The sequence below is a fragment of the Variovorax sp. BGA-UO-ETr-C22 genome, from assembly GCF_059567965.1.
Window position 1 is genome coordinate 73,192 of record NZ_JCAQPA010000006.1, and the last position, 22,506, is coordinate 95,697.

10 protein-coding genes are annotated in these 22,506 nt (G+C 69.4%); 4 read left to right on the forward strand and 6 right to left on the reverse strand.

The annotated features are described in order from the left end of the window. Positions 1–25 precede the first annotated feature (25 nt). Both AC57B8_RS02050 and AC57B8_RS02055 read left to right on the forward strand, forming a co-directional pair. Positions 26–955 (forward strand): amidohydrolase family protein, encoded by a 930-nt coding sequence (locus AC57B8_RS02050; protein WP_496478506.1) that lies wholly within the window; start codon positions 26–28, stop codon positions 953–955. Between the two features lie 169 nt (positions 956–1,124). After that, positions 1,125–3,512, forward strand: a complete 2,388-nt coding sequence (locus AC57B8_RS02055) for a DNA polymerase II (RefSeq protein ID WP_496478507.1) — start codon at positions 1,125–1,127, stop codon at positions 3,510–3,512. A gap of 13 nt (positions 3,513–3,525) precedes the next feature. Here AC57B8_RS02055 and AC57B8_RS02060 read toward each other — a convergent pair whose 3' ends face one another. The 4 genes from AC57B8_RS02060 to AC57B8_RS02075 all read right to left on the reverse strand — a co-directional run bounded on the left by AC57B8_RS02060 (position 3,526) and on the right by AC57B8_RS02075 (position 7,325). After that, the gene (locus tag AC57B8_RS02060; RefSeq protein ID WP_496478508.1) at positions 3,526–4,089 is read right to left on the reverse strand and encodes a hypothetical protein; all 564 of its coding nucleotides are present in this window, start codon (positions 4,087–4,089) and stop codon (positions 3,526–3,528) included. Positions 4,090–4,162: 73 nt separating this feature from the next. Continuing rightward, positions 4,163–6,223 carry an elongation factor G gene (fusA, locus tag AC57B8_RS02065; protein WP_496478509.1) on the reverse strand — a complete coding sequence of 687 codons (2,061 nt, stop codon included), beginning with the start codon at positions 6,221–6,223 and terminating at the stop codon, positions 4,163–4,165. A gap of 134 nt (positions 6,224–6,357) precedes the next feature. After that, positions 6,358–6,822 carry a hypothetical protein gene (locus tag AC57B8_RS02070; protein WP_062471967.1) on the reverse strand — a complete coding sequence of 155 codons (465 nt, stop codon included), beginning with the start codon at positions 6,820–6,822 and terminating at the stop codon, positions 6,358–6,360. A gap of 293 nt (positions 6,823–7,115) precedes the next feature. Further along, on the reverse strand, positions 7,116–7,325 hold the full coding sequence (locus AC57B8_RS02075) for a hypothetical protein (RefSeq protein WP_139702348.1): 210 nt from the start codon (positions 7,323–7,325) through the stop codon (positions 7,116–7,118). A gap of 178 nt (positions 7,326–7,503) precedes the next feature. On the opposite strand from AC57B8_RS02075, the gene AC57B8_RS02080 reads away from it, so the two are divergent. Continuing rightward, positions 7,504–7,908 (forward strand): OsmC family protein, encoded by a 405-nt coding sequence (locus AC57B8_RS02080; protein WP_307693297.1) that lies wholly within the window; start codon positions 7,504–7,506, stop codon positions 7,906–7,908. A gap of 24 nt (positions 7,909–7,932) precedes the next feature. Here the strand turns inward: AC57B8_RS02080 and AC57B8_RS02085 are convergent, their stop codons facing one another. Then, a complete protein-coding gene (locus AC57B8_RS02085) occupies positions 7,933–8,613 on the reverse strand; it encodes a GNAT family N-acetyltransferase (RefSeq protein WP_496478510.1) in 681 nt (226 codons plus the stop codon). Positions 8,614–8,752: 139 nt separating this feature from the next. Further along, entirely contained in the window at positions 8,753–9,151 is a 399-nt protein-coding gene (locus AC57B8_RS02090; protein ID WP_095745880.1) for a hypothetical protein, read from the reverse strand. A gap of 1,079 nt (positions 9,152–10,230) precedes the next feature. On the opposite strand from AC57B8_RS02090, the gene AC57B8_RS02095 reads away from it, so the two are divergent. Then, the gene (locus AC57B8_RS02095) at positions 10,231–22,479 is read left to right on the forward strand and encodes a cadherin-like domain-containing protein (RefSeq protein WP_496478511.1); all 12,249 of its coding nucleotides are present in this window, start codon (positions 10,231–10,233) and stop codon (positions 22,477–22,479) included. The last annotated feature ends 27 nt before the right edge of the window (positions 22,480–22,506 follow it).

Here is a 22,506-nt window from a genome sequence, read left to right on the forward strand (position 1 = left end):
CGTTTACTGTGTCTGGAGAAGAACGATGCAATTGACAGCAGCCTGCCTGCCGCCGCCGGAGAACTATGCGGCCCCCGACTTTCAGGTCCCCGCGCGGGCGTGCGATTCTCATTGCCATGTCACGCCTGAAGATTTCTTGAACACGGTGCCGGACGCGAGCTACGAACCCGCACCGGCACCGCCGGCGGAACTGCGCCGCTTGCGCCGATCGATCAAGTTCGAGCGATCGGTGGTCGTTCAGGCCAGCGTGTATGGCAAGGACAACCGCGCCGTCGAGCAAGCGCTGCGCGCTGAGCCGCAGGTGCTGCGTGGCGTGGTGGTGGGTGATGCGGACACGACCGATGCACAGCTCGATGCCTGGCACGCCATGGGTGTCAGGGGGATGCGATTCATCATGTCGGGCCAGCTTGGCGGTACCGTCGATCTCCATGACCTGAAGGTCCTGGCGCCGAAACTGGCGGACCGTGGTTGGCATGCCGAGATTCTTCCCAGGGAGGATCAGTGGCCCTCGCTCAAGTCAACGCTGGAGCAGTTGCCCTGCACGCTGGTCGTCGACCATCTCGGCGGGTTGTCCTTGGGGGCGCAGTCCGGTGAGGCTGAGCGTGTCTTGTCGTCGCTGCTCTCAACGGGCCGTGTGTGGGTCAAGCTGATCGGCTATCGCCTGTCGGCCGACCTTCGAGATCCTCGCATCGCCCGCCGCGCCCAGCGCTTGTACTCGGAAGCGCCAACTCGCATGGTCTGGGGAACCGACTGGCCCCATGTTGGCTTTTCGGTTGAGCAGGACGCTGGCGTCTTGCTCAATGCTCTGGCGACCTGGTTTGACCACGATGCAAGCGCCATCGAGAGGATCCTTGCCTCCAATCCTGAGGAGCTTTTCGACTTCCCGCGAGCTGCCGTCCGCGTGGATCCCGTCGATCCGATCATCGTTACTGGAACCCCACAGCGCCGAACTTGACGCTCGGGGCGAGAACGGGGGAAGGCGATTCGGCACGGTCAGCGCATCTGTTCAATCCGGTAGCCCCGCTCGGACGGGTTGCGATCACCGGGCGCCAGCTGGCCGGGCCGGGCGAGAATCCTCCGATTCCCCGTCCGCCTTCCCGTCCCACCCGAATCGCCTAGCGCCCGTGACCTCCACCGACCTCCAGGGCTTCATCCTCACGCGCCACTGGCGTGATGCACCGACCGGCACGGAGATCGAGTACTGGCTGGCCACCGAGGCCGGGCCGAGAAAAGTGGTGCTGACTTCCCGCAGCAGCGTCGCGTTCGTCGCCGCCCGGCACAGGGCGGCGGTGGAAGTCCACCTCGCGGCCATGCCGGGCGTGCAGTTGCGCGAGCTGGAGCTCCGGAATTTCCAGCAGGAAGCCGTCCTCGGCGTCTATGCGACGCACTTCCGCCAGATCGGCCGGTTGGCGCGCGCCCTGCAGGCGCAGGGCATCCCCTTGCTCGAAGCCGACGTGCGCCCGCACGACCGCTACCTGATGGAGCGCTTCATCACCGCCGGTGTGCGGGTGGAAGGCGGTCGCGCCGAGCGCGCCACGCTCGTCGACTGCAAGCTCAGCCCCGCGCCCGAATTCCGGCCGGTACTCAAGTTCGTGTCGCTGGACATCGAGACGAGCCAGCATGAAGGGCTCTACTCCATTGCGCTGGACGGCACGCCCGAGCGCATCGTCTTCATGCTCGGTGAGCCGTCGCCCGGGCCGGGCGAGCCCATGGACTTCTCGCTCGTCTACTGCCCGACCCGCAAGGCGATGATCGAGCAGCTCAACGACTGGTTCGAGCGCAACGATCCCGACGTCCTCATCGGCTGGAACGTGGTCCAGTTCGACCTGCGCGTGCTGCAGAAGACCGCCAACGACTGCGGCGTGCCGCTGCTGCTGGGGCGGGAGCGCCGGCCCATCGAGTGGCGCACGCATCCGGGCAAGCAGGGCTACCTGTTCGCGCCCACGCCGGGGCGGATCGTCCTCGATGGCATCGAGGCGCTCCGGGCCGCGGTGTGGAGCTTTCCGTCCTTCAGCCTCGAGAACGTCTCGCAGACGCTGCTGGGCGAAGGCAAGGCCATCGGCGACGAGTACGACAAGATGGCGGAGATCGAGCGGCGGTATCAGCACGACAAGCCCGCGCTCGCGCTGTACAACATCCGCGACTGCGAGCTGGTCCTGCGCATCTTCGAGAAGGCGAAGCTGCTGCAGTTCATGATGGAGCGCGCCCAGGTCACCGGCCTGCAGGCCGACCACTTCGGCGGCTCCATCGCCGCGTTCAGCCACCACTACCTGCCGCGGATGCACCGCCTGGGCTACGTGGCGCCGAACGTGGGCGAGATCGCGAGCAAGGCCTACCCGGGCGGCTACGTGATGGACTCGAAGCCGGGCTTCTACGACTCCGTCGTGGTGCTGGACTACAAGAGCCTCTATCCCTCGATCATCCGCACCTTCCTGGTCGATCCGGTGGGCCTCGTCGAGGGCTCGAACGCCGCCGATCCGACCGGTCTCATCCACGGACCCCAAGAGACCGTCTTCTCGCGCGACAGGCACTGCCTGCCGCAGATCGTGACCACGCTCTGGCACGCGCGGGACGAGGCCAAGCGGGCGAAGAACGAGCCGCTGTCGCAGGCGCTGAAGCTGCTCATGAACTCCTTTGCCGGTGTGCTGGGCGCGTCCGAGTGCCGCTTCTTCAACCCGAAGCTGGTGTCCGCCGTGACGCTGCGCGGGCACGAGATGATGAAGCTCACGCGCGAGTTCGTGGAGCAGCGGGGCTACGAGGCCATCTACGGCGACACCGACTCGATCTTCATCTGGCTCCGGCGCACCCACACCAACGAGGAGGCGCATGCCGTCGCGGCCCGCCTGGCGGCCGACATCAACGACTGGTGGGCGCGCAGGCTGCGCGAGGAGCAGGGCCTGGAGAGCTTTCTCGAGATCGAGGTCGACACGCACTACAAGAAGTTCTTCATGCCCACCATCCGCGGCTCGGAGGTCGGCAGCAAGAAGCGCTACGCCGGTCTCAGCGTGGATGCCGCAGGCAAGGAGGAGATGGTGTACCGCGGCCTGGAGATGGCGCGCAGCGACTGGACCCCGCTGGCGCGCCAGTTCCAGGAGGGCCTGCTGTCACGCATCTTCCAGGGTGAGCCGTACAAGGCCTTCGTGACCGACTATGCGAAGGCGACGCTGGCGGGCGCCAAGGACGACCTGCTCATCTACCGCAAGCGCCTGCGCCACCGGCTCGACGACTACCTGGTCAACGTGCCGCCGCAGGTGCGGGCCGCGCGCATCGCCGACGAGCACAACGCCCGGGTCGGCCGGACCCAGCAGTACCAGAAGGGCGGCTGGATCCAGTACGTCATGACCCGCAACGGGCCGGAGCCGCTGGAAACCCGCCATTCGCACATCGACTACGAGCACTACCTCACCCGGCAACTGCAGCCGATCGCCGATGCCATTCTTCAGCCCATGGGAGACAGCTTCGCGGCCTTGACGACGTCGCAGCGCGAGCTCTTCGAGCCAGGATCGCCGTGAAGCGACCGCAGGATCAGGTGCCGGGTCGCGGGTCCTTGTCCGTGATGGACAGGTCGACCGGCACCCGCGTCTCGTGCCGGATGTTCCCGGGCATCTCGAACACCACCGTGAGGTGCCCCTTGACGCGCTCGAATGGCTTGTCCAGCTTCACGTAGAAGCCCCGCTGGCTGCTCAGGGCGTTGTCGTAGGTCCAGAGCGAGAAGTCCTGCAGCGACGGCGCACTGCCGTCGTCCTTCAGGCGCAGCTTCTCGTTCTTCTCGTTCGTCAGCGCGTAGTCCTTGATCCGGTAGGTGGCAGCGTCGGCGATGTCGTCGTTCGTGTTGACGATGTGGCCGTTGCGCTTGTATTCGTCGACCTTGGCCTTGGGCAGCGGGTAGTAGGTCAGCACGTCGAACGCGCTCGCCGGCTTTTTCCGGATCAGCGTCTGGTCGGAATTGATGACCATCACATGGGCACCGAGTTGCGTGAGCAGCGCCCGCGCCTGGTCCGGGGTGTACGGCTGGCGCGGTGCGGCGTGGGCCTGCGAAGCGGGCAGGGCGAACAGGGTGGACAGGACCAGTGGCAGCAGTTTCTTCATCGGGGAGCCCGTGCGGGATGAATGGCGGATGCCGGCCATTAGGCCATGGCAGCGTCATGCCCCCGGGGTGCTCCTAGTCGTCGTCGCGCACCCGGTACTGCCCCATCAGCGTGCGCTGCACGGTCGGCGGAACGGCCTCGTAGTGCGACAACGCGATGGTGTAGCGCCCCTGGCCGCTGGTCATCGCGTTGAGCCGCGACTGGTAGTTGGCCAGCTCTACCTCGGGCACCTGTCCGCCGATGGCCACCGTGCCGGCCCCCAGGCCCGACGTGCCGGTGACCAGGCCGCGCCGCGACGACAGGTCGCTGGTGACGTCGCCCACGGCATGCTCGGGCACGGCGATCTCGATTTGCACGATCGGCTCGAGCACGGCCGGTTGCGCCTCGCGGATCGCCGCCATGAAGGCCTTGCGGCCGGCGGTCGCGAAGGCGATGTCCTTGCTGTCCACGCTGTGGTGCTTGCCGTCGTAGACCACCACGCGCACGTCGACCACGGGGTAGCCGGCGATCGCGCCGTAGGCCAGCACCTCGCGCACGCCTTTTTCGACCGCGGGGATGAACTGATTCGGAATGGCGCCGCCCCGGACTTCGTCCGCGAACTCGAAACCCGCGCCGCGCGCCAGCGGTTCGATGCGCAGGAAGACTTCGGCGAACTGGCCGGCGCCGCCGGTCTGCTTCTTGTGGCGATGGTGGCCCTCGGCCGGCGCGGTCACGGTCTCGCGGTAGGCGATGCGCGGCGGCCGCGTCTGGACCTCGAAGCGGTACACCTCGCGCAGGCGTTCGAGCACGAGGCGCAGGTGCAGCTCGCCGAGGCCGTAGAGCACCGTCTCGTTGGTCGCGGCCACATGCTCGATGCGCAGGCACGGGTCTTCGGCCGCGAGCTTGCCGAGGATTTCCCAGGCGCGCTGCTCGTCGCCATGGCGCTTGGGCTCCACGGCCAGGCCGTACACCGGCACCGGGAACGGCAGCGGCGCAAGGTGCACATGGCTGTCTTCGGCCGCGTCGTGCAGCACGGCATCGAAATGGATCTCGTCGACCTTCGCCACCGCCACGATGTCGCCCGGCACCGCGTGCGACACCTCGACATGGTCCTTGCCCTGGAGCATGAACAGGTGCCCGACCTTGAAGGGCTTGCGGCCGTCGCCGATGTAGAGCTGGCTGTCGCGCGTGACCGTGCCCTGGTGCACGCGGAAGATGCCCATCTTGCCGACGTAGGGGTCGATCGTGACCTTGAACACATGCGCCAGCACGTGCAGCGACGGGTCGGGCCGGGCCTGCATGGGCTGGGCCTGCGCGCCTTCGCCGACGAGGAACTCCGGCGGGTTGGCCTCGGTCGGGTCGGGCAGGAGCTTGACGATCACGTCCAGCAGCTCGGCCACGCCGGCGCCGCTGCGCGACGAGGTGAAGCACACCGGGATCAGGTGGCCTTCGCGCAGCGCCTGCTCGAGCGGCGCGTGCAGCTCGGACGGGTCGACGTCGCCTTCCTCGAGGTAGCGGTCGACGAAGGCCGCGTCGACCTCGACCACCTGTTCCACCAGCGCGCGGTGCGCCGCTTCGACGGGGCCGAAGTCGGAGCGTCCGAAGCGGTTGAAGAAGCAGTCGATCACCTGCCTGTTGACCCCGTCGGGCACGTTCAGCGGCAGGCATTCGCGGCCGAAGGTGGCCTGGATGTCGGCCAGCAGGCCCGCCAGCGAGATGCCTTGCGAATCGATCTTGTTGACGATGATCATGCGGGCCAGGTGGCGCGCGGCCGCGTAATCCATCATGCGCACCGCCATCGGCTCGATGCCGGTGGCGGCATTGATGACCACCGCCACCGTCTCGACCGCCTCCAGCGCCGGCAGGCTCTGGCCGAGAAAGTCGGGGCCGCCGGGCGTGTCGATGAGGTGGATGCGCGTGCCGGCGTGCGTGAGGTGCATCACCGAGGCGTTGAGCGAATGCAGCATGCGGCGCTCGAGCGGGTCGTGGTCGCTGACGGTGCTGCCGCGCTCGACGCTGCCGCACGCGCCGACGGCGCCCGCCTTGAACAACAGGGCCTCGGCCAGGGAGGTCTTGCCAGCGGCCGCCGCGCCCACCAGCGCCAGCGTTCGCACTGCTTCCATTTCGGCCGCGAGGCCGTTCGATCGGCTTGGCATGGCGGGACTCCTTTGCGCGTCCGCAAGGCCGGCCCGGCGGCCCGCAAGGGCTCGGGTGCTGCGCATCGACGCCGGGCCAGCGTACGGGATTGACCGTGCCGATGCAAGCCGGGGAGGGCGCACCGGTCGGCCGCTCAGGGCTCCTGCGGCGCGGTGCCTTCGGATGGTGGCCGGTCGGCGGGCAACCTGCCCAGCCGCGACGAGGTCGCGCGCTCCGTGCGGATCTTACGCAACGTGTTCGTCAACGCCTGCGGGCTCGTGTTGAGCTGTCTCGCGGCCTTGGCCGGACGCATGCCCTCGACCAGCACCAGCCGCGCGGCGGCAAGGGACGGGGTGGCCTGCAGGTGCAGCAGCTCGGCCACCTGCCAGAACTCGGCCGAGGTGAAGGTGCCGAGGTCCGGCGGCAACGAGCGCGACGGGACGGCCTGGCGTTTCTCGAAAACGCAGTGGGGCGCCGGGTCCATCTGCCCGACCCGCGCGACCAGCGCCTCGAGGTAGGCCTGCGTGGCGGGGGTGTTGGAAACCCAGTTCGAATGGATGACCAGCTTCGTCCCGTCGTCGGGGAACGTGTGCTCCCAGCTGACCCTCAACTCCGTCATGGCTGGCTGCGGAACGAGCGCATCGTGGGGCGGCTCGTTTCCATGTGATTTTTTTGCATTCGTGCAGTATGTCGCGACAACTCGCGCATTCTTTTGTCGATGTCGCCAGTGTGACCGATGAAGGTGGGTTTTATCCCGGACTTTCGGTGTAGGCGAATGGAAAGACGGGCTGCCTCGCGGCGATGTGGCACGCGATGCCCAGCGGTCACCGGAGGCGAGCCAAGAAGGGCGCACGAACACGCGCCGCGCGCGGCCGGCGCGACGAGGGCTGTCTTCCTTGCGGTCTGTCCGCCCTAGGCCGATGCGGCCGATGGCTGGGCGGATGCGGCCTGCGGTTGTTCCTGCGAGGTGCGAACCGGCGCGGGGGGACCGCAGTCGTCCGGCATCTTGCGCGAGGTGCCTCTCACGAGGTGGCGGGGCACGTGGTGTGTCTTGATGAAAAGTGCCAGCGCCTCGCTGCGCGCGGGCTCGGAGACCGGTAGAAACATGTGCAAAGCGCTCATGGTGTCGTTCCGTCGATGCCAGGCAGGAAGGCGGCGCACCCGCTTGTGCCGGGTGGCTGGCGACCCCTGGCATGGCCGCCCGGCGAGCATTATGAGCGTCTGGATCAACCGCGTTGGCGCTGATGTTTTCGGGCGTTCGGCCGCGCCAGAATGCTTGCTTGTCAACAGGAGCACTCCCATGGGCCACACCGCAACGATCGTCTCCACCGACGTCAATTTCAACCACCGCATCCAGGTCGGCAAGTTCCAGCTCGTGGCGGACGAGCCGGCGTCGCTGGGCGGGCAGGGCGCGGGGCCGGCGCCCTACGACTACTACCTGGCCGCGCTGTCCGCCTGCACCGCGATCACGCTGCGGATGTACGCCCAGCGCAAGGGCTGGGAGCTGGGCGAGTTCAAGGCCGAGCTGAGCTTCACGAAGGACGCCGACGGCAAGGCGCACATCCACCGCGTGCTGCACGCCAGCGCACCGCTGACCGACGCGCAGTGGAGCCGGCTGCTCGAGGTGGTGGCCAACACGCCCGTCACGAAGACGATGCGCGAAGGCGCCGAGATCACGAGCGAGCGTGGGGTGGCGGCCGCCTGATTCGGGCCGCAGGCGCGGCGCCGCTCAGCGCCGAGAGATCACGCGAACCACGGGTTCGCTGTGCACGCGGAAACCCATGCGCTCATAGATGCGTCGCGCGCCCGCGTTGCCCTGCATCACATGCAGCACGGGCACTTCGCCGCGCTGCATCTGCTGCGCCACCAGGCGCGTGACGAGGCGCTTCGCGTAGCCCTTGCCTTGCGCATCGGGGTGCGTGCAGACACCGCTGATCTCGCGCAGCGTGCCGGCGGCCATGCGCTCGCCGGCCATCGCCACGAGGCGGCCGTCGGCGTCGAAGCAGCCGACGTACTCGCCGAGTTCGATGGTGCGCGTGGAGAAGGGGCCGGGGCGGGTGAGGGCGGCCAGGGCCAGCACTTGTTCTAGATCTGCTGCGCCGAGCCGAACGACATCAGGAAGCGTGTCGGCCACGGGTGCAGGCGCGTCCCAGATCATCTTCACGATGACCGATTCCATGTCGACCTGCCAGGTGGACGGCGCGGGGCCCGACCAGCCGATGGCATAGAAGCGCTCGTCCGGCGTGCAGAAGGGCAGCAGCGCGTCGAGGTCGGGGTGCAGTGCGTCGGCAAAGCCGACGATGGGGGAGAAGCCTGTGGCGTAGCGGCGTGCGGTCGATGTGCCGGCGGCAAAAGACGCATGCGGGCCCGAGAGGGCGTGCCAGGTGAGGTTGGTGAGGAGGTCTGTCATGGGGGCTGGATTGTCTCGGTCTGACAGGAACCGTTTCGGCGCCGTCCGCTGTATGGGGCGGCGCCTCCTCGTTGAGGACGAGGAGGTGTGTCGCGTTGCACGGCGAGGGCAAGCTCGCCGGCGTCAGCGACTCAGTGCATCAGCACTTCATGGCCGTGGCTTGTGCGGCGAAGGCGTCGGAAGCGGCCTTGCAGGCAGCGCCGAGTTGGGCTGCGTTGGCGCCGTAGCTGGCCCAGGTGGCCTTGGTCTGCTCGAGGCTGGACTTCAGGGCGTCGGCGGCGGCGCCACTTTGCTTGCCCACGCAGGCGCTCACCTTGTCCAGGTACTCCTGGCATTCCTTGGGCACGTCGGCCGATGCCGTCGTGGTGGCCGCGGGCGCTGCGGCAGCCGGTGCGCTGGCGGCCGGTGCGGGTGCCGGCGTGGCCGGTGCGGTGGCAGCAGGTGCTGCGGGAGCGGCCGGCGCTGCGGGCGTGGACTCTTGCTTCGAGCAAGCGGTGATGGCGGCAGCCACGAAGATGAGTGCGAGCAGTTTGTTCATTTTTTCTTACATGAGCGAGTTGGATGATGTGCCACGCCTCGTGTCCTCCGGCGCGCAGTGCGCACACCAGGAACGCAAGATTCGGGGCCGGAACAGTATCACCGCGCCCTGTGCAACAGACTCCTGTGAAGGCAGGAATCGAGGGTCTGCAGATGCTCCAAAAACGTAACAATTATCTTGAATCGTTAAATATTGCCGGGTTAAGCAGTCGAAGCTGCGCGGGCGTACGCAGGGGGCGCGATGGCCCGCCGAACCGGGTGCTCGACCAGCCTCGCATCTGCAAGCGGATGTTGTTGATTCTTTCGAATTACATCGAAGCGACGAGGCCGCGCGAAGCGTCCCGGATGCGCGGTGCGGGCCGTTTCGGAAGTCCGCCGGGCGGCCCTGCCGTGCCCTTCGGCCGTTGCGCACATGGTTACAACCCCATGCCGCGGACCCGTCCGTCGTGGTGCGCGGCCGCAGGCAAGCAATGGCCGGATGGGGCCCGGTTCCCGGTGATCGAATTACCTCCGGACCCTTGGTTTGTGCATTGCATCAATTAATTCTTATGGTGAAGGTTTTCATTGCCGATCGCGCTCCGCATATTTTTACAGTTGTGAATCGACCTCGATGAATTGAGGCGTTGTTCCATATATCGCGAATAGCGAATGCCTTGTCGCCAAGGAAGAGGGAATTCCCGCCCCTGTTTTCCACGGAATTCCGTAGTTGAAAACCGGCAATGGATCAGGCGTTTCGATCGGACGAGGTTGCAAAGGCGCTGAGCACCCGGCTGTCGAGGGAAGATCGCCTTGCACAGAGGGGAAATACGGCAATGGATATGCCTTTCATATGAGCCGGTGAATGAACCACGATGCGGGTAACAATTAATTTCAAAATGCGGAGGAAAGCAAGGAAAGGCGTGGTTTTTGTGTTTTTTTGACGTGGTTGGCGCGAAACGAGAGAACGTTAATAGTGGACACATTTGCATATTTGTCGTCACACTTTGAGCCATGCCAAGGTCTCAATCGCCCCAATTCCTTCGCCCACGCGCTCATCGATTTGCGCTGGAAAGCCGGCAGCTATTTGATGGCGCCGCTTTTGTGGAGGCCGCCGCGGCGGCACCGGCGGACGCGCCGCAGGGCCCGCACGGGGATGCGCCGCATGCCGCCGACGCGGCGGCGCCCGTTGCCGTGCCGCATGGGCGCGAAAGCACGCCCGAAGCGGACGCGCGATCCGCGCCTGGCCCGGCCCCGACCCCGACCCCGGCCAGCGAGGTCTACGTCGTCGACAAGAATGTTGCCAATTGGCAGCAGCTCGCCGCCTCGGTGCCGCAGGGCGCCGACCTGATCCTGCTGGACACCGGCTCGTCCGGCGTCGAACAGTTGCGCCAGGCGCTCGAAGGGCGCAGCGGCCTCACGGCGCTGCACATCCTCAGCCACGGCAGCGCGGGCGAGATCACGCTGGGCAACGAAACCCTCGACGTCGCCGGCCTGGCGCGCTCGGCCGGCGCCTGGCAGGCGATCGGCGCGAGCCTGGGTGCGGACGGCGACATCCTGCTCTACGGGTGCGACGTGGGCGCCGACGGGCAACGCTTCGTGCAGGCCCTGGGTCGCGCCACGGGCGCCGACGTGGCGGCGTCGCTCGACGCCACCGGCGCGGCCTCGCGCCAGGGCGACTGGTCGCTCGAAGCCGCAACGGGCCTCATCGAGACGCGCGCCTTCGCCGCCGCCGACTACGACGGTCTGCTGGCCGCGCCCACCGTGTCGACGACCACGCCGCGCATCACGGTCAGCGAACCCAGCTCGCTCAACGCGCCGGGCGCCGACCGCGCCACGCTCAGCGGCTGGACGCTCACCGACGACGGCGCGGGCAACGTCACGGTCGACGTGACCGTCGAGAACCCCGCGCTGGGCGCGCTGTCCAGCGCCAGCATGGCGGGCGTCACCACCGTGCCCGGCGGCTACCGCTTCGTCGGCAGCGTGGCCGACGCCAACGCCTGGATCAACCAGCTGGTGTTCACCGCCGCCGACACCGAACTGGGCAACGCCACGGCCACCACGCGCATCCTGGTGTCGATCACCGATTCGGAAACGCCGGCGCTCACCGCCAACCGCGCGCTCGACGTGACGATCACGCCGTCGAACGACCCGACCACGGTGGCCGACGCGGCGCAGACGGTCTCCGAGGGCGGCACCACGCTGCTGACCGGCACCACGCTCAACGCCGTCGACCCCGAGGTGACGATCGGTTCGCAGAACACCGGCCAGATCGTCTACGGCATCGCGACCAACACCACGCACGGCTACCTCACGCTCAACGGCGAGCGCATCGGCGTGGGCTCGGTCTTCACGCAGGCCGACGTGCTGGCGGGCCGCGTCGCCTACGTGCACACGGCCACCGGCGCGGACCAGAACCTGGACGACAGCTTCGTCATCGTCGTCAACGACGGCGCCACGCCGCTGGCCGGCTCCGACCACGCCACCATCACGCTGAACGTCACGCCGCTGAACCAGCCGCCCGTGGTCTCGGGCGGGGGCAGCGTGTTCGAAGGGCAGCCGCCCAACGCCATCGACCCCGGCGGCAACCCGGCCTCGGTCGTGGGCAACTTCATCGTCGCCGACGGCGGCGGCGACGACGCCAGCGGCGACCTCACGGTGCGGCTGACCAGCCTGCCCACCGACGGCACGCTGTACTTCACCGGGACCGTGCTGATCGGCGGCGTGCCCCAGAACGTCACCAACCGCGCCATCACGCAGGCCGACATCGATGCCGGCTTCGTGTTCGGCTACGACGACCGCGGCGGCCTCACCTACGGCAACAACGGCCAGCGCGACAACAACGGACAGAGCTACCCGTTCACCGACGGCTTCGGCGTCACGGTGAGCGATGCCGGCGGCGGCACGGGCACGCCGTCGTCCACCTCGGGCACCATCGCCATCAACGTGCGCCCGGCCAACGACGACCCGGTGCTCGACCCCGGCAGCACGCTCGAGGCGACCGTGGACCCGGCGGGCGGCGGCTACACCGTGACGCTCACGCCCGGCATGCTCGGCGCGACCGACGTCGATTCGAGCGACGACAACCTGACCTTTGCCGTCACCTCGATGAACGGCCTGAACCAGGGCTACCTGCTGCTCGACGGGAAGATCCTGCCGCCGGGCGGCACCTTCACCATGGAAGACGTGCGCTCGGGCCGCGTGCAGTACGTGCAGACGCAGGGCGCGGCGGCGGGCGACACCGACACCTTCAGCTTCCAGGTGGTCGACAACACGCTCGGGCCGACCTGGGACGCCAACGGCAACACCGTGATCCGCGAAGGCGCCGACCGCAACCCCGACGGCACGCTGAAGACCTACGAGTTCACGATCAACCTCGTCGAAACCCCGGCGGGCAACGGCGATCCGCTGCAGACCATCGACGGCACCGTCACCACCTCGGGCTCCAACCACGCGGGCACCGACCAGAACGGCGCCACGCGCGGCACGCTCAGCGAAGGCGGCTCGGTGGTGCTGGGCGGCACCGGCTCCGACTTCAACACCGTGCCGGGCCTGAGCTACGTGGTCGAAGGCGTGCCGCCGTCGCAGGTGATCTACACGGTCACCGACTACACCGGCACCACGGGGCCGGTGCGCAACGGCGTGCTGCAGCGCTTCGATGGCGCGACGTGGGTCGACATCGACACCTACGAGACCTTCACGCAGGAAGACCTGAACGCCGGGCGCATCCGCTTCCAGCACGACGGCGACGTGGAAGACTTCGAATCGGCCGTGTCGCTCTCGGTGACGGCCGGCGTCGCCGTCGGCGGCGTGCGCAACGTCTGGAACACCAGCTTCTCGTTCTTCATCACGCCGGTCAACGACGTGCCCGTGGCCACCGGTTCGTCGAACACGGTCATCCGCGAAGGCGAGACCGCCTACCTCACGACCGGCCAGATCCGCGTGGTCGATGCGGACGACGCTGCGAGCGAAAGCTACCTCGAAGGCTCGGCCACGCTGCTGAACGGCGACCCGAACTACGCCTTCAACAACGGCAGTACCGGGCCGGGCGCGATGCAGTTCGAGTTCGACAGCCTGCCCACCGGCGGCCAGCTGCAGTACTGGAACGGCGCCGCCTGGGTGGCCGTGGCCGTGGGGCAGCGCATCGACGCCTCGCTCATCACCGGCAGCGCCGGCACCACGGGCCTGCGCTTCGTGAGCGACGGTTCCGAAGTGCGCACGACCCAGTTCAACGTGCATGCCGTGGACCGCTGGGGCGCTGCGTCGAACCCCGTCACCGTCGGCATCCAGATCACCAACGTCAACGACGCGCCGGTGATCGCGCCCGACCCGACGCAGCCCGACCCGCCCGGCACCGCCAACCAGCCGCTGACCGTGGCCGAGGGCGGGCGCGGCCAGATCACGCCGGGCATGCTCAGGGCCTTCGACCCCGACAGCACGCTCACGCAGCTGCAGTACACGATCACCTCCGTCACCACGCACGGGCGCATCATGTACTCGACCGACGGCGTCAATTTCGTGGCGCTGGGCGTGGGCTCCTCGTTCACGCAGGCCGACGTGAACGCCGGGCGCATCTACTATTTCAATTCGGGCGACGAATCCGACGGCCACACCGAAGCCAACGGCGATCCGCCGAGCGACCGCTTCACCTTCACGCTGAGCGACGGCGACAAGGAACAGGCCGGCGGCCAGTTCTGGATCTACGTCACGCCGCTGAACGACGCGCCCACGGTGACCGCGCCGGCCGGGCCCATCGACATCGACAGCAGCAACCCGGCGCACAACCCCGTGCCCGGCTTCAACGTCGGCGACACCGACCTGGACGCGGTGATCCAGGGCGAGACCGACTTCGTCCAGGTGACGGTGCGGCTGCTGGACGCCAACGGCAACCCGCTGAATGCCGCGGCCTACACGGGCGCCACCATCGGCTCGACCTCGATGGGCGGCGTGACCGTCGACGGCGACAAGAACGGCAACGGCGACTTCCTCACGCTGCGCGGCACGCGCGCCCAGGTGAACGCCGCGCTGGCCGGCCTCACGCTCACCTTCGACACCGACCGCGACCAGGCCTATCGGCTGCAGGTGATCGTCGACGACCGCCTGCGCGACACCGCCACCGGCGTGCTGCAGCCCGGCGCCAACGGCGGCCCGCAGAACGAGCCGAGCGTGCCGGGCGGGCCGAACATCGCGATCCCGACCACCGAGTACGACTGGTACGCCGACACGGTGCCCACCACCGGCGACATCACGGGCAACATCGCGGCCGCCTCGGTGCTGGTGCGCGCGTCGAGCGAGAACGACCCGGGCGTGCTGGTCGTGCCGCCCGTGCACACGGTCTATGAAGACCAGCCGACCTACATCGGCACGGGCTTCGTGGTGTCCGACCCCGAGTCGGCCGCCTTCGGCACGCCCATCACGCTGCGGCTGACCGTGCCCAACGGCACGCTGGGCATCGGCGGCACCGGCGGGCAGACGAGCTTCACGCTGCCCAGCGGGCGCGTCGTGACCATCGCCGGCGACAACACCGGCGCGCTCACGCTCACCGGGCGCGCCAGCGACATCCAGGAACTGATCACCAGCGGCGCCGCCACGGGCCTGACCTACCGCAGCGCCACCCACGTCAACCACGACCTCAACGGTGCCGACGCCGGCGACGTGACGCTCACCGTCTCCTTCGACGACACCGGTTCGCAGATCGGCGGCGACACCGGCGGCGGCAGCGTGTCGAACAACCCGCCCGACATGACGATGGCGCTGACCATCGTGGCGGTCAACGACGCGCCGACGGCCGGGCTCACGCCGGGCACCAACCCGAACACGCCGCTGTACCTGACGGGCGGCAGCACGCCGTCGGCCGTGCCGGGCTTCGTCGTGCGCGACCTGGACATCGACGGCGATGGCGGCGGCATCGCGTCCGGCGAAGCCGATTTCCTGCAGGTCACCGTGCGCATCACCAACGGCACGGGCGCGCCGCTGGGCGCGGCGCAGTACACGGACGGCGGCAGCGACGCCATCACCATCACCTCGAGCAATGCAGCCGGCTCGGGCGTGACCATCGACAGCACCTTCGACGGCACCGGCAGCGCGCTCGTCATCCGCGGCACGCGCGCGCAGGTGCAGGCCTACCTCGATGGCCTGCAGGTGGCGCTGGGCGGCAGCCTGGCCAACACCGACCAGACCTACCGCGTGCAGGTCATCGTGGACGACCGCCTGCGCGAGAACAGCAGCGGCGCGCTGGCGGGCGGCGCCAACGGCGGCGAGAACAACAACGCGAACGGCGGCACGGTGGCGGTGCCCACCACCAACGTCAACCCCTACGCGCTGATCCCCGCGGGGCTGACGGCGAACGTGGCCTCGGCCTACCGCACGCTGTTCCCGTCGTCGATCAACGACCCGGCCCACATCGCGGCCGGCAACCCGACGGTGGACGAGGGCAACGGCAGCGTCACGCTGACCGGCCTCACGGTCACCGACCAGGACGCAGCCGCCACCGACGTGCTGACGGCCACGGTGTCGGTGCCCCCCGGCTTCGTCATCAACGGCGTGGGCGGCAGCGGCGGCACGGTCGGCCCGTTGGGCGGCGCCAGCATCACCATCACCGGCACGCTGGCGCAGATCAACAGCCGCATCAACGCCATCTCGATCGCGCTGCCCGACGCCCCCGGCGCCGCGCTGCCGGCCGACTGGAACGGCGCCTTCACCGTGACCGTGGTGGTCAACGACGAGGGCCACACCGGCGGGCGTCCGGGCAGCCTGGCGCCCGGCGACAACAGCACGACCGGCACCTTCGCCTACGCGGACGGGGTCGGCAACCGCCTGGTCACCACGCGCACCTTCGTCTTCACGGTGGCGCCGGTCAACGACGCGCCGGTGGTGGTGGGCGGCACCACCCAGACGCTGCCGAACGTGACCGAAGACGTGGGCAACAACGCGGCCGGCACCCCCGTGGGCACCCTGTTCGGCTCGCACTTCGACGACGCCGCCGACCTGATCGACAACAGCGGCAACGGGGGCACCGGCGGCAGTTCGTCCGACCAGTTCTTCGGCGTCGCGATCACGGGCCACGTCCCGGACCCCGCGCAAGGGGCCTGGCAGTACTCGCTGGACAACGGCACCACCTGGATTCCCGTCGGCGCACGCACCGACGGCACGGCCCTGGTGCTGGCCGCCGACGCGCAGCTGCGCTTCGTGCCGGCCGCCAACTTCCACGGCACGCCCACCACGCTGACCGTGCGGCTGGTCGAGACCGACACCAACAACGACAGCGCCACCGCCGACCCCACCTCGGGCAGCCAGGTCGACGTGTCCGGTGCCCGCAACGGCGGCACCACCGTCTACAGCGCCGGCACCATCGTGCTCAGCACCACGGTGATCAACGTGAACGACCGGCCGACGGCGACCGATGCGACCGTGCCCGCCGGCGTCGAGGACGTGACGGGTGCCGGTGTGCGCGTCGACACGCTGCTGGGCGGCGGCTACGGCGACGCGACCGACAACCAGACGTCCATCAGCGGCGGCGGCGATGCATCGACCTCGTTCGGCGGCATCGCCATCGTGGGCAACAACGCCAATGCCGCGCAGGGCGCGTGGGAGTACAGCCTGAACGGCACCGACTGGCTCGCCGTGCCGACGGGCGCGTCCGACACCAGCGCCTTGCTGCTGCCCACCAGCGCGCAGCTGCGCTTCGCGCCGGCGGCCGACTTCAACGGCACGCCCGGCGGGCTGGTCGTGCGCGTGTCCGATGCGCCGGTGGCGGCGGGCAGCGGCGACATCAGCGCCAGCGTCAACGACGCCACCAGCCAGTGGTCGGTGCTGCGCAACGTGTCGACCACCATCGCGCCGCGCAACGACGCGCCGGTGATCGGCGGCACCACCCGCGCGACCGCGGTGGAGAACAACCAGACCGGCACCGGCGTCAGCATTCCGCCCGTGGCGCTGGTCAGCGGCGGCACGGTCGGCGACCTCGACCTGGCGACCACGCCCGGGCTGGCCGCCGGCGTGTTCGGCGCGGGCTCGCTCACCGTGAGCCTGGACGGCTACCAGCCGGGCGACCAGCTGTTCGTCAACGGCGCGCTGCCCCCGGGCGTCAGCGTCTCGGGCGGCAACGGCGCACCGCTGGTGGTGCAGTTCGACGCCGACACCACCGTGGCCGAGGTGCGGGCGGTGCTCGACCAGCTGTCCTACCGCAGCAGCAGCGACAACCCGACGGCGTTCGGCACCGACAACGAGCGCGTCTACACCATCGTGCTCAACGACGGCAACAACGTGCAGCCCGGCGGCAACGCGGGCGGCCCGCAGCCGTTGAACAGCAACGTGCTCGCCGGCACGCTCACGATCACCGCCGTGAACGACCCGCCGACCGCGGTCGACGACACGCACAGCATCGACGAAGACACGCCCTCGGTGGGCAGCAACGTCATCAGCGGGCGCATTCCCGGCGAAGCCGACCACGACCCCGACAGCACCACGCTCACGGTCACCAGCATCCGCACCGGCCCCGAGGCTGGCGCCGGCACGGCCGGCACGCTCGGCAGCCCGCTCACCGGCACCCACGGCAGCATCGTGCTGAACGCCGACGGCAGCTACACCTACACGCTGGACAACAGCGACCCGCGCGTGCAGGCGCTGATCGCCGGCGAGACGCTCACCGACCTCTTCACCTACGCCATCTCCGACGGAGCGGGCGGCACCGACATCGCGCAGATCACCATCACGATCCGCGGCGCGAGCAACGACGTGCCGGGCATCACGGTGACCGACGCCAACGGCAACGCGACCGGCCAGGTGACGGTGCACGAGTCGGGCCTGACGAGCGTGGGCGACACCAGCGAGACAGCGGGGGCCGGCTTCAATATCGCGGCGGCCGACGGCGTGGCGAGCATCAACGTCGGCGGCACGGTGGTGACGCTGGCGCAGCTGCAGGCACTCACGCCGGGCGCGCCGATCACGATCACCACGCCCGACGGCCAGATCCGCCTCACGGGCTTCAGCGGCACCACGCTGCCCAACGGCGTCGTGATCGGCGGCACGGTCAGCTACACCTACACGCTGACCTCGGCGCAGAACCACAGCGCGGGCGAAGTGACCGAGGCGGTGGCGCTGAGCGTGACCGACCGCGACGGCGACGTGGCCAGCGGCACGCTCACGGTGCTGATCGTGAACGACGTGCCCACCGCGAACCCCGACACGAACAGCGTCACCGAAGACACCGCGCCGAACCCCGTGACCGGCAACGTGAAGACCAACGACCGCGAGGGCGCGGACACGGCCGTGCCGGTGACGGGCGTGAGCTTCGGTGGCACGGCCGGCACGGTCGGCAGCGCGCTGGACACGGAATACGGTGCCATCGTGCTGAACGCCGACGGCAGCTACAGCTACACGCTGGACAACACCGACCCGCGCGTCAATGCGCTGAAGGACGGCGAGACGCTCACGGACACGGTGAGCTACACCCTCACCGACGCGGACGGCGACACCTCGACCACCACGCTGACGATCACCATCCACGGCCACTCCGACGCCAGCCCCGAGATCGTGCCCGTGGACGGCAACGGCGCGGCCACGGGCCAGACCGAGGTTTACGAGCGCGGCCTGGTCGACGGCCCGGGCGGTCCCGATGCGCGCGAGAACGGCAGCGGCGTCGTCACGGTGTCGGCGGCCGACGGCCTGCAGACCGTCACCGTGGGCGGGCGCACGCTGACGCTGGCCGAGCTGGCCAGCCTGGGCACCACGCCGGTCGTCATCACGACGCCGCTGGGCACGATCACGCTGACGGGCTTCACGGCCACCGCCTCGGTGGGCGGCGTGCCCACGGCGGGCAACTTGGCCTACACCTACACGCTGCGCGCGCAGGTGCCGCAGCCGGGCGCGACCGAGAGCACCGAAGCCATCGACCTGCAGGTGACCGACGCCGGCGGCGCCACGGCCACGGGCACGCTCACCGTGCGCATCGTGGACGACGTGCCGCAGGCCACCGACGACACGGCCGCCATCACCGAAGACGCCGCGCCGAACACGGTGTCGGGCAACGTGGCGAGCAACGACACCATCGGCGCGGACGACCGCAACGTCGCGCCGGTGACGGGCGTGAGCTTCGGCGGCGCGGCCGGCACCGTGGGCGCGTCGATCACGACCACGTATGGCGCCATCGTGCTGAACGCGGACGGCAGCTACACCTACACGCTGAACAACGCCGACGCGCGCGTGCAGGCGCTGTCGGTCGGCGAGACGCTGACCGAGCAGGTGCGCTACACGATCACCGATGCCGACGGTGACACCAGCACCGCCACGCTCACGATCACCATCCGCGGCGCCAACGACCTGCCGGGCATCGCCGTCACCGACGCCAACGGCGCGGCGACCGGGCAGGTCACGGTGTTCGAGTCGGGCCTGGTAAGCATCACCGACACCGGCGAGCGCGCCGCCAGCAGCTTCAACATCACCGCGGCGGACGGCGTGGCCAGCATCAACGTCGGCGGCACGGTGGTGACGCTGGCGCAGTTGCAGGCGCTCACGCCGGGCGCGCCGATCACGATCAACACGCCCGACGGCCAGATCCAGCTGACGGGCTTCAGCGGCACCACGCTGCCCAACGGCGTCGTGACCGGGGGCGCGGTCAGCTACACCTACGTGCTGGGCGCGCCGCAGAGCCATCGCTCGGGCGGTGTGCTGACCGAAGTGACCGAGCAGATCGCGCTGTCGGTGACCGACCGCGACGGCGACGTGGCCAACGGCACGCTCACCGTGCTCATCATCAACGACACGCCGCAGGCCACCGACGACACGGCCACCATCACCGAGGACGCGGTGCCCGACACGGTGAGCGGCAACGTGAAGGCCAACGACCGCGACGGCGCGGACAACGGCAACGGCGTGCCGGTGACGGGCGTGAGCTTCGGCGGCGCGGCCGGCACGGTGGGCGTGTCGCTCACCACCACGTACGGCGCCATCGTGCTGAACGCTGACGGCAGCTACACCTACACGCTGGACAACGACAACGCCGCCGTCAATGCGCTCAAGACCAACGAGCAGCTGACCGAGACGGTGCGCTACACGATCACCGATGCCGACGGCGACACCAGCACCGCCACGCTGACGATCACCATCCACGGCCGACTGGACGGCGACCCGGCCATCGGCGCGGTGGACGGCAACGGCGCGGCCACGGGGCAGGCCGAGGTGCACGAGCGCGGGCTGGTCGACGGCCCGGCTGGCCCCGACACCCGCGAGCGCACCACCGGCACCATCGTGGTCTCGGCGAGCGACGGCATGCGCAGCGTCACGGTGGGCAACCGCACGCTGACGCTGGCCGAGCTGGCGAACCTGGGCACGACGCCGGTCACCATCGACACGCCGCGCGGCACGCTGGTGCTCACCGGCTTCACGCCCACCAGTTCGGTGGGCGGCGTGCCGACGACGGGCGAGCTGGCCTACACCTACACGCTGGACGGGCAGGTGGCGCAGCCGAACGCCACCGAGAGCACGGAAGACATTGCGCTGCTCGTGACCGACGCCGGCGGCGACACGGCCACGGGCACGCTCACCGTGCGCATCGTGGACGACGTGCCCGAAGCGGTGAACGACACCCACGCCATCACCGAGGACGGCGCGCCGAACACGGTGGGCGGCGACGTGAAGGCCAACGACACCCTTGGCGCCGACGACGCCAACGGCGTGCCGGTGACGGGCGTGAGCTTCGGCGGCGTGGCCGGCACGGTGGGCGTGCCGATCACCACCACCTACGGGCGCATCGTGCTGAACGCCGACGGCAGCTACACCTACACGCTGAACAACGCCGACCCGCGCGTGCAGGCACTGGTCGTGGGCGACACGCTGACCGAGGTGGTGAGCTACACGATCACCGACGCGGACGGCGACACCAGCACCGCCACGCTGACCCTCACCATCCACGGCGCCAACGACGGCGTGACGCTGGTGATCGGCGACAACAACGGCCCCGACACGGCCGGGCAGGCCACCGTGTACGAGCGCGGCCTGGTCGAGCCGGGCGACGCGAGCGAGACCGTCTCGGGCAGCTTCTTCGTCACGGCGCCCGACGGCCTGGGCAGCATCGCGGTGCACGGCACCACGCTCACGCCGGCGCAGCTGGCCGCGCTCGGCACGAGCCCGGTCACCATCGCCACCGACCGCGGGCGCATCACGCTCACCGGCTTCGACGCGGCCACGGGCACCGTGCGCTACACCTACGTGCTGGGCGCCGCGCAGAGCCACGCGGGCGGGCAGGTCACCGACGACATCGCGCTGCAGGTGACCGACCGCGACGGCGACACCACGCAGGGCACGCTGCGCGTGCTGGTGATCGACGACGTGCCCACGGCATGCAACGACGCCACCTCGATCGGCACCGCGCGGCCCGGCGCCACCGCCACCGGCAACGTGTTCGGCGGCAGCGGCATGGGCGCGAACGACGTGGCCGACCGCCTCGGCGCGGACGGCACGCCGACGCCGGTCACGGGTGTTTCTTTCGAAGGCGTGGCCGGCACCATCGGCGGATCGACGGCGGGCCGCTACGGCAACCTGCGGCTGAACGCCGACGGCAGCTACAGCTATTCGGTGAACGCCAGCAACGTGCGCGTGGCCTCGCTGGGCGACGGCCAGACGCTGACCGAGGTGTTCGACTACGTCATCACCGACGCCGACGGCAGCACCAGCACGGCGAAGCTGGTCGTCACGATCAACGGCACCTCGCAGCACCGGCCGCTCACGGGCGACCAGGTGTTCCCGGCGGACTTCGGCGACCCCAGCCGCCGCATCGACCAGTCGATGACGCCGGCGTTGTTCGTGCAGATCGCAGTGCAGGAATCGCAGCGCCTGAGCCAGATGCTGTCGGGCGCGATCGCCGCGCGCGCGCTGGGCGGCGACCGCCTCTTCGGCGAGGACCGTCCCACCGACCTGTGGGGCGAGCCGCAGGGCGTGGACTACGCCGAACACGTGAGCCGAGACGGCGTGGCCTTCTCGCTGCGCATGGTGCGCGACGTGGAGCAGACGCTCGCGCTGCGCGGCGTCACGGCCGGCAAGCTGGTCGACGGCGCGAGCCCGCTGTTCGGCGATTTCGACAGCTTCTCGGCGCCGCAACAGCAAGCGCCGCAGGAGGCACCCGCGCGCGACGGCGGGCGCATCGTGGTGCCGCGCGCCGATGCGGCGCATCCGTCCACCGAGGCGGCGCAGGCCGATGCGGCACCGGCAGCCGGTGCCGCCGCGCCGGTGGCCACCGACACGGCGCGCTCGTTCTCCAGCCGCGTGGCCGCGGCCGCCGCGGAGCGCGACGCGGTGCGCGAGCTGCTGCGGCATCCGCAGCGCGCCACGCCCACCGTGCGCGTGCCCACGAGTTGATCGACGCAGAGAAAAACGCCGGAGCCA

Excerpts from the sequence above, each read along its gene's own strand:
- AC57B8_RS02050 (WP_496478506.1), top strand. The coding sequence starts at position 26 with ATGCAATTGACAGCAGCCTGCCTGCCGCCGCCGGAGAACTATGCGGCC.
- AC57B8_RS02090 (WP_095745880.1), bottom strand. The coding sequence starts at position 9,151 with ATGAACAAACTGCTCGCACTCATCTTCGTGGCTGCCGCCATCACCGCT.
- fusA (WP_496478509.1), bottom strand. The coding sequence starts at position 6,223 with ATGCCAAGCCGATCGAACGGCCTCGCGGCCGAAATGGAAGCAGTGCGA.
- AC57B8_RS02085 (WP_496478510.1), bottom strand. The coding sequence starts at position 8,613 with ATGACAGACCTCCTCACCAACCTCACCTGGCACGCCCTCTCGGGCCCG.
- AC57B8_RS02075 (WP_139702348.1), bottom strand. The coding sequence starts at position 7,325 with ATGAGCGCTTTGCACATGTTTCTACCGGTCTCCGAGCCCGCGCGCAGC.
- AC57B8_RS02080 (WP_307693297.1), top strand. The coding sequence starts at position 7,504 with ATGGGCCACACCGCAACGATCGTCTCCACCGACGTCAATTTCAACCAC.
- AC57B8_RS02060 (WP_496478508.1), bottom strand. The coding sequence starts at position 4,089 with ATGAAGAAACTGCTGCCACTGGTCCTGTCCACCCTGTTCGCCCTGCCC.
- AC57B8_RS02070 (WP_062471967.1), bottom strand. The coding sequence starts at position 6,822 with ATGACGGAGTTGAGGGTCAGCTGGGAGCACACGTTCCCCGACGACGGG.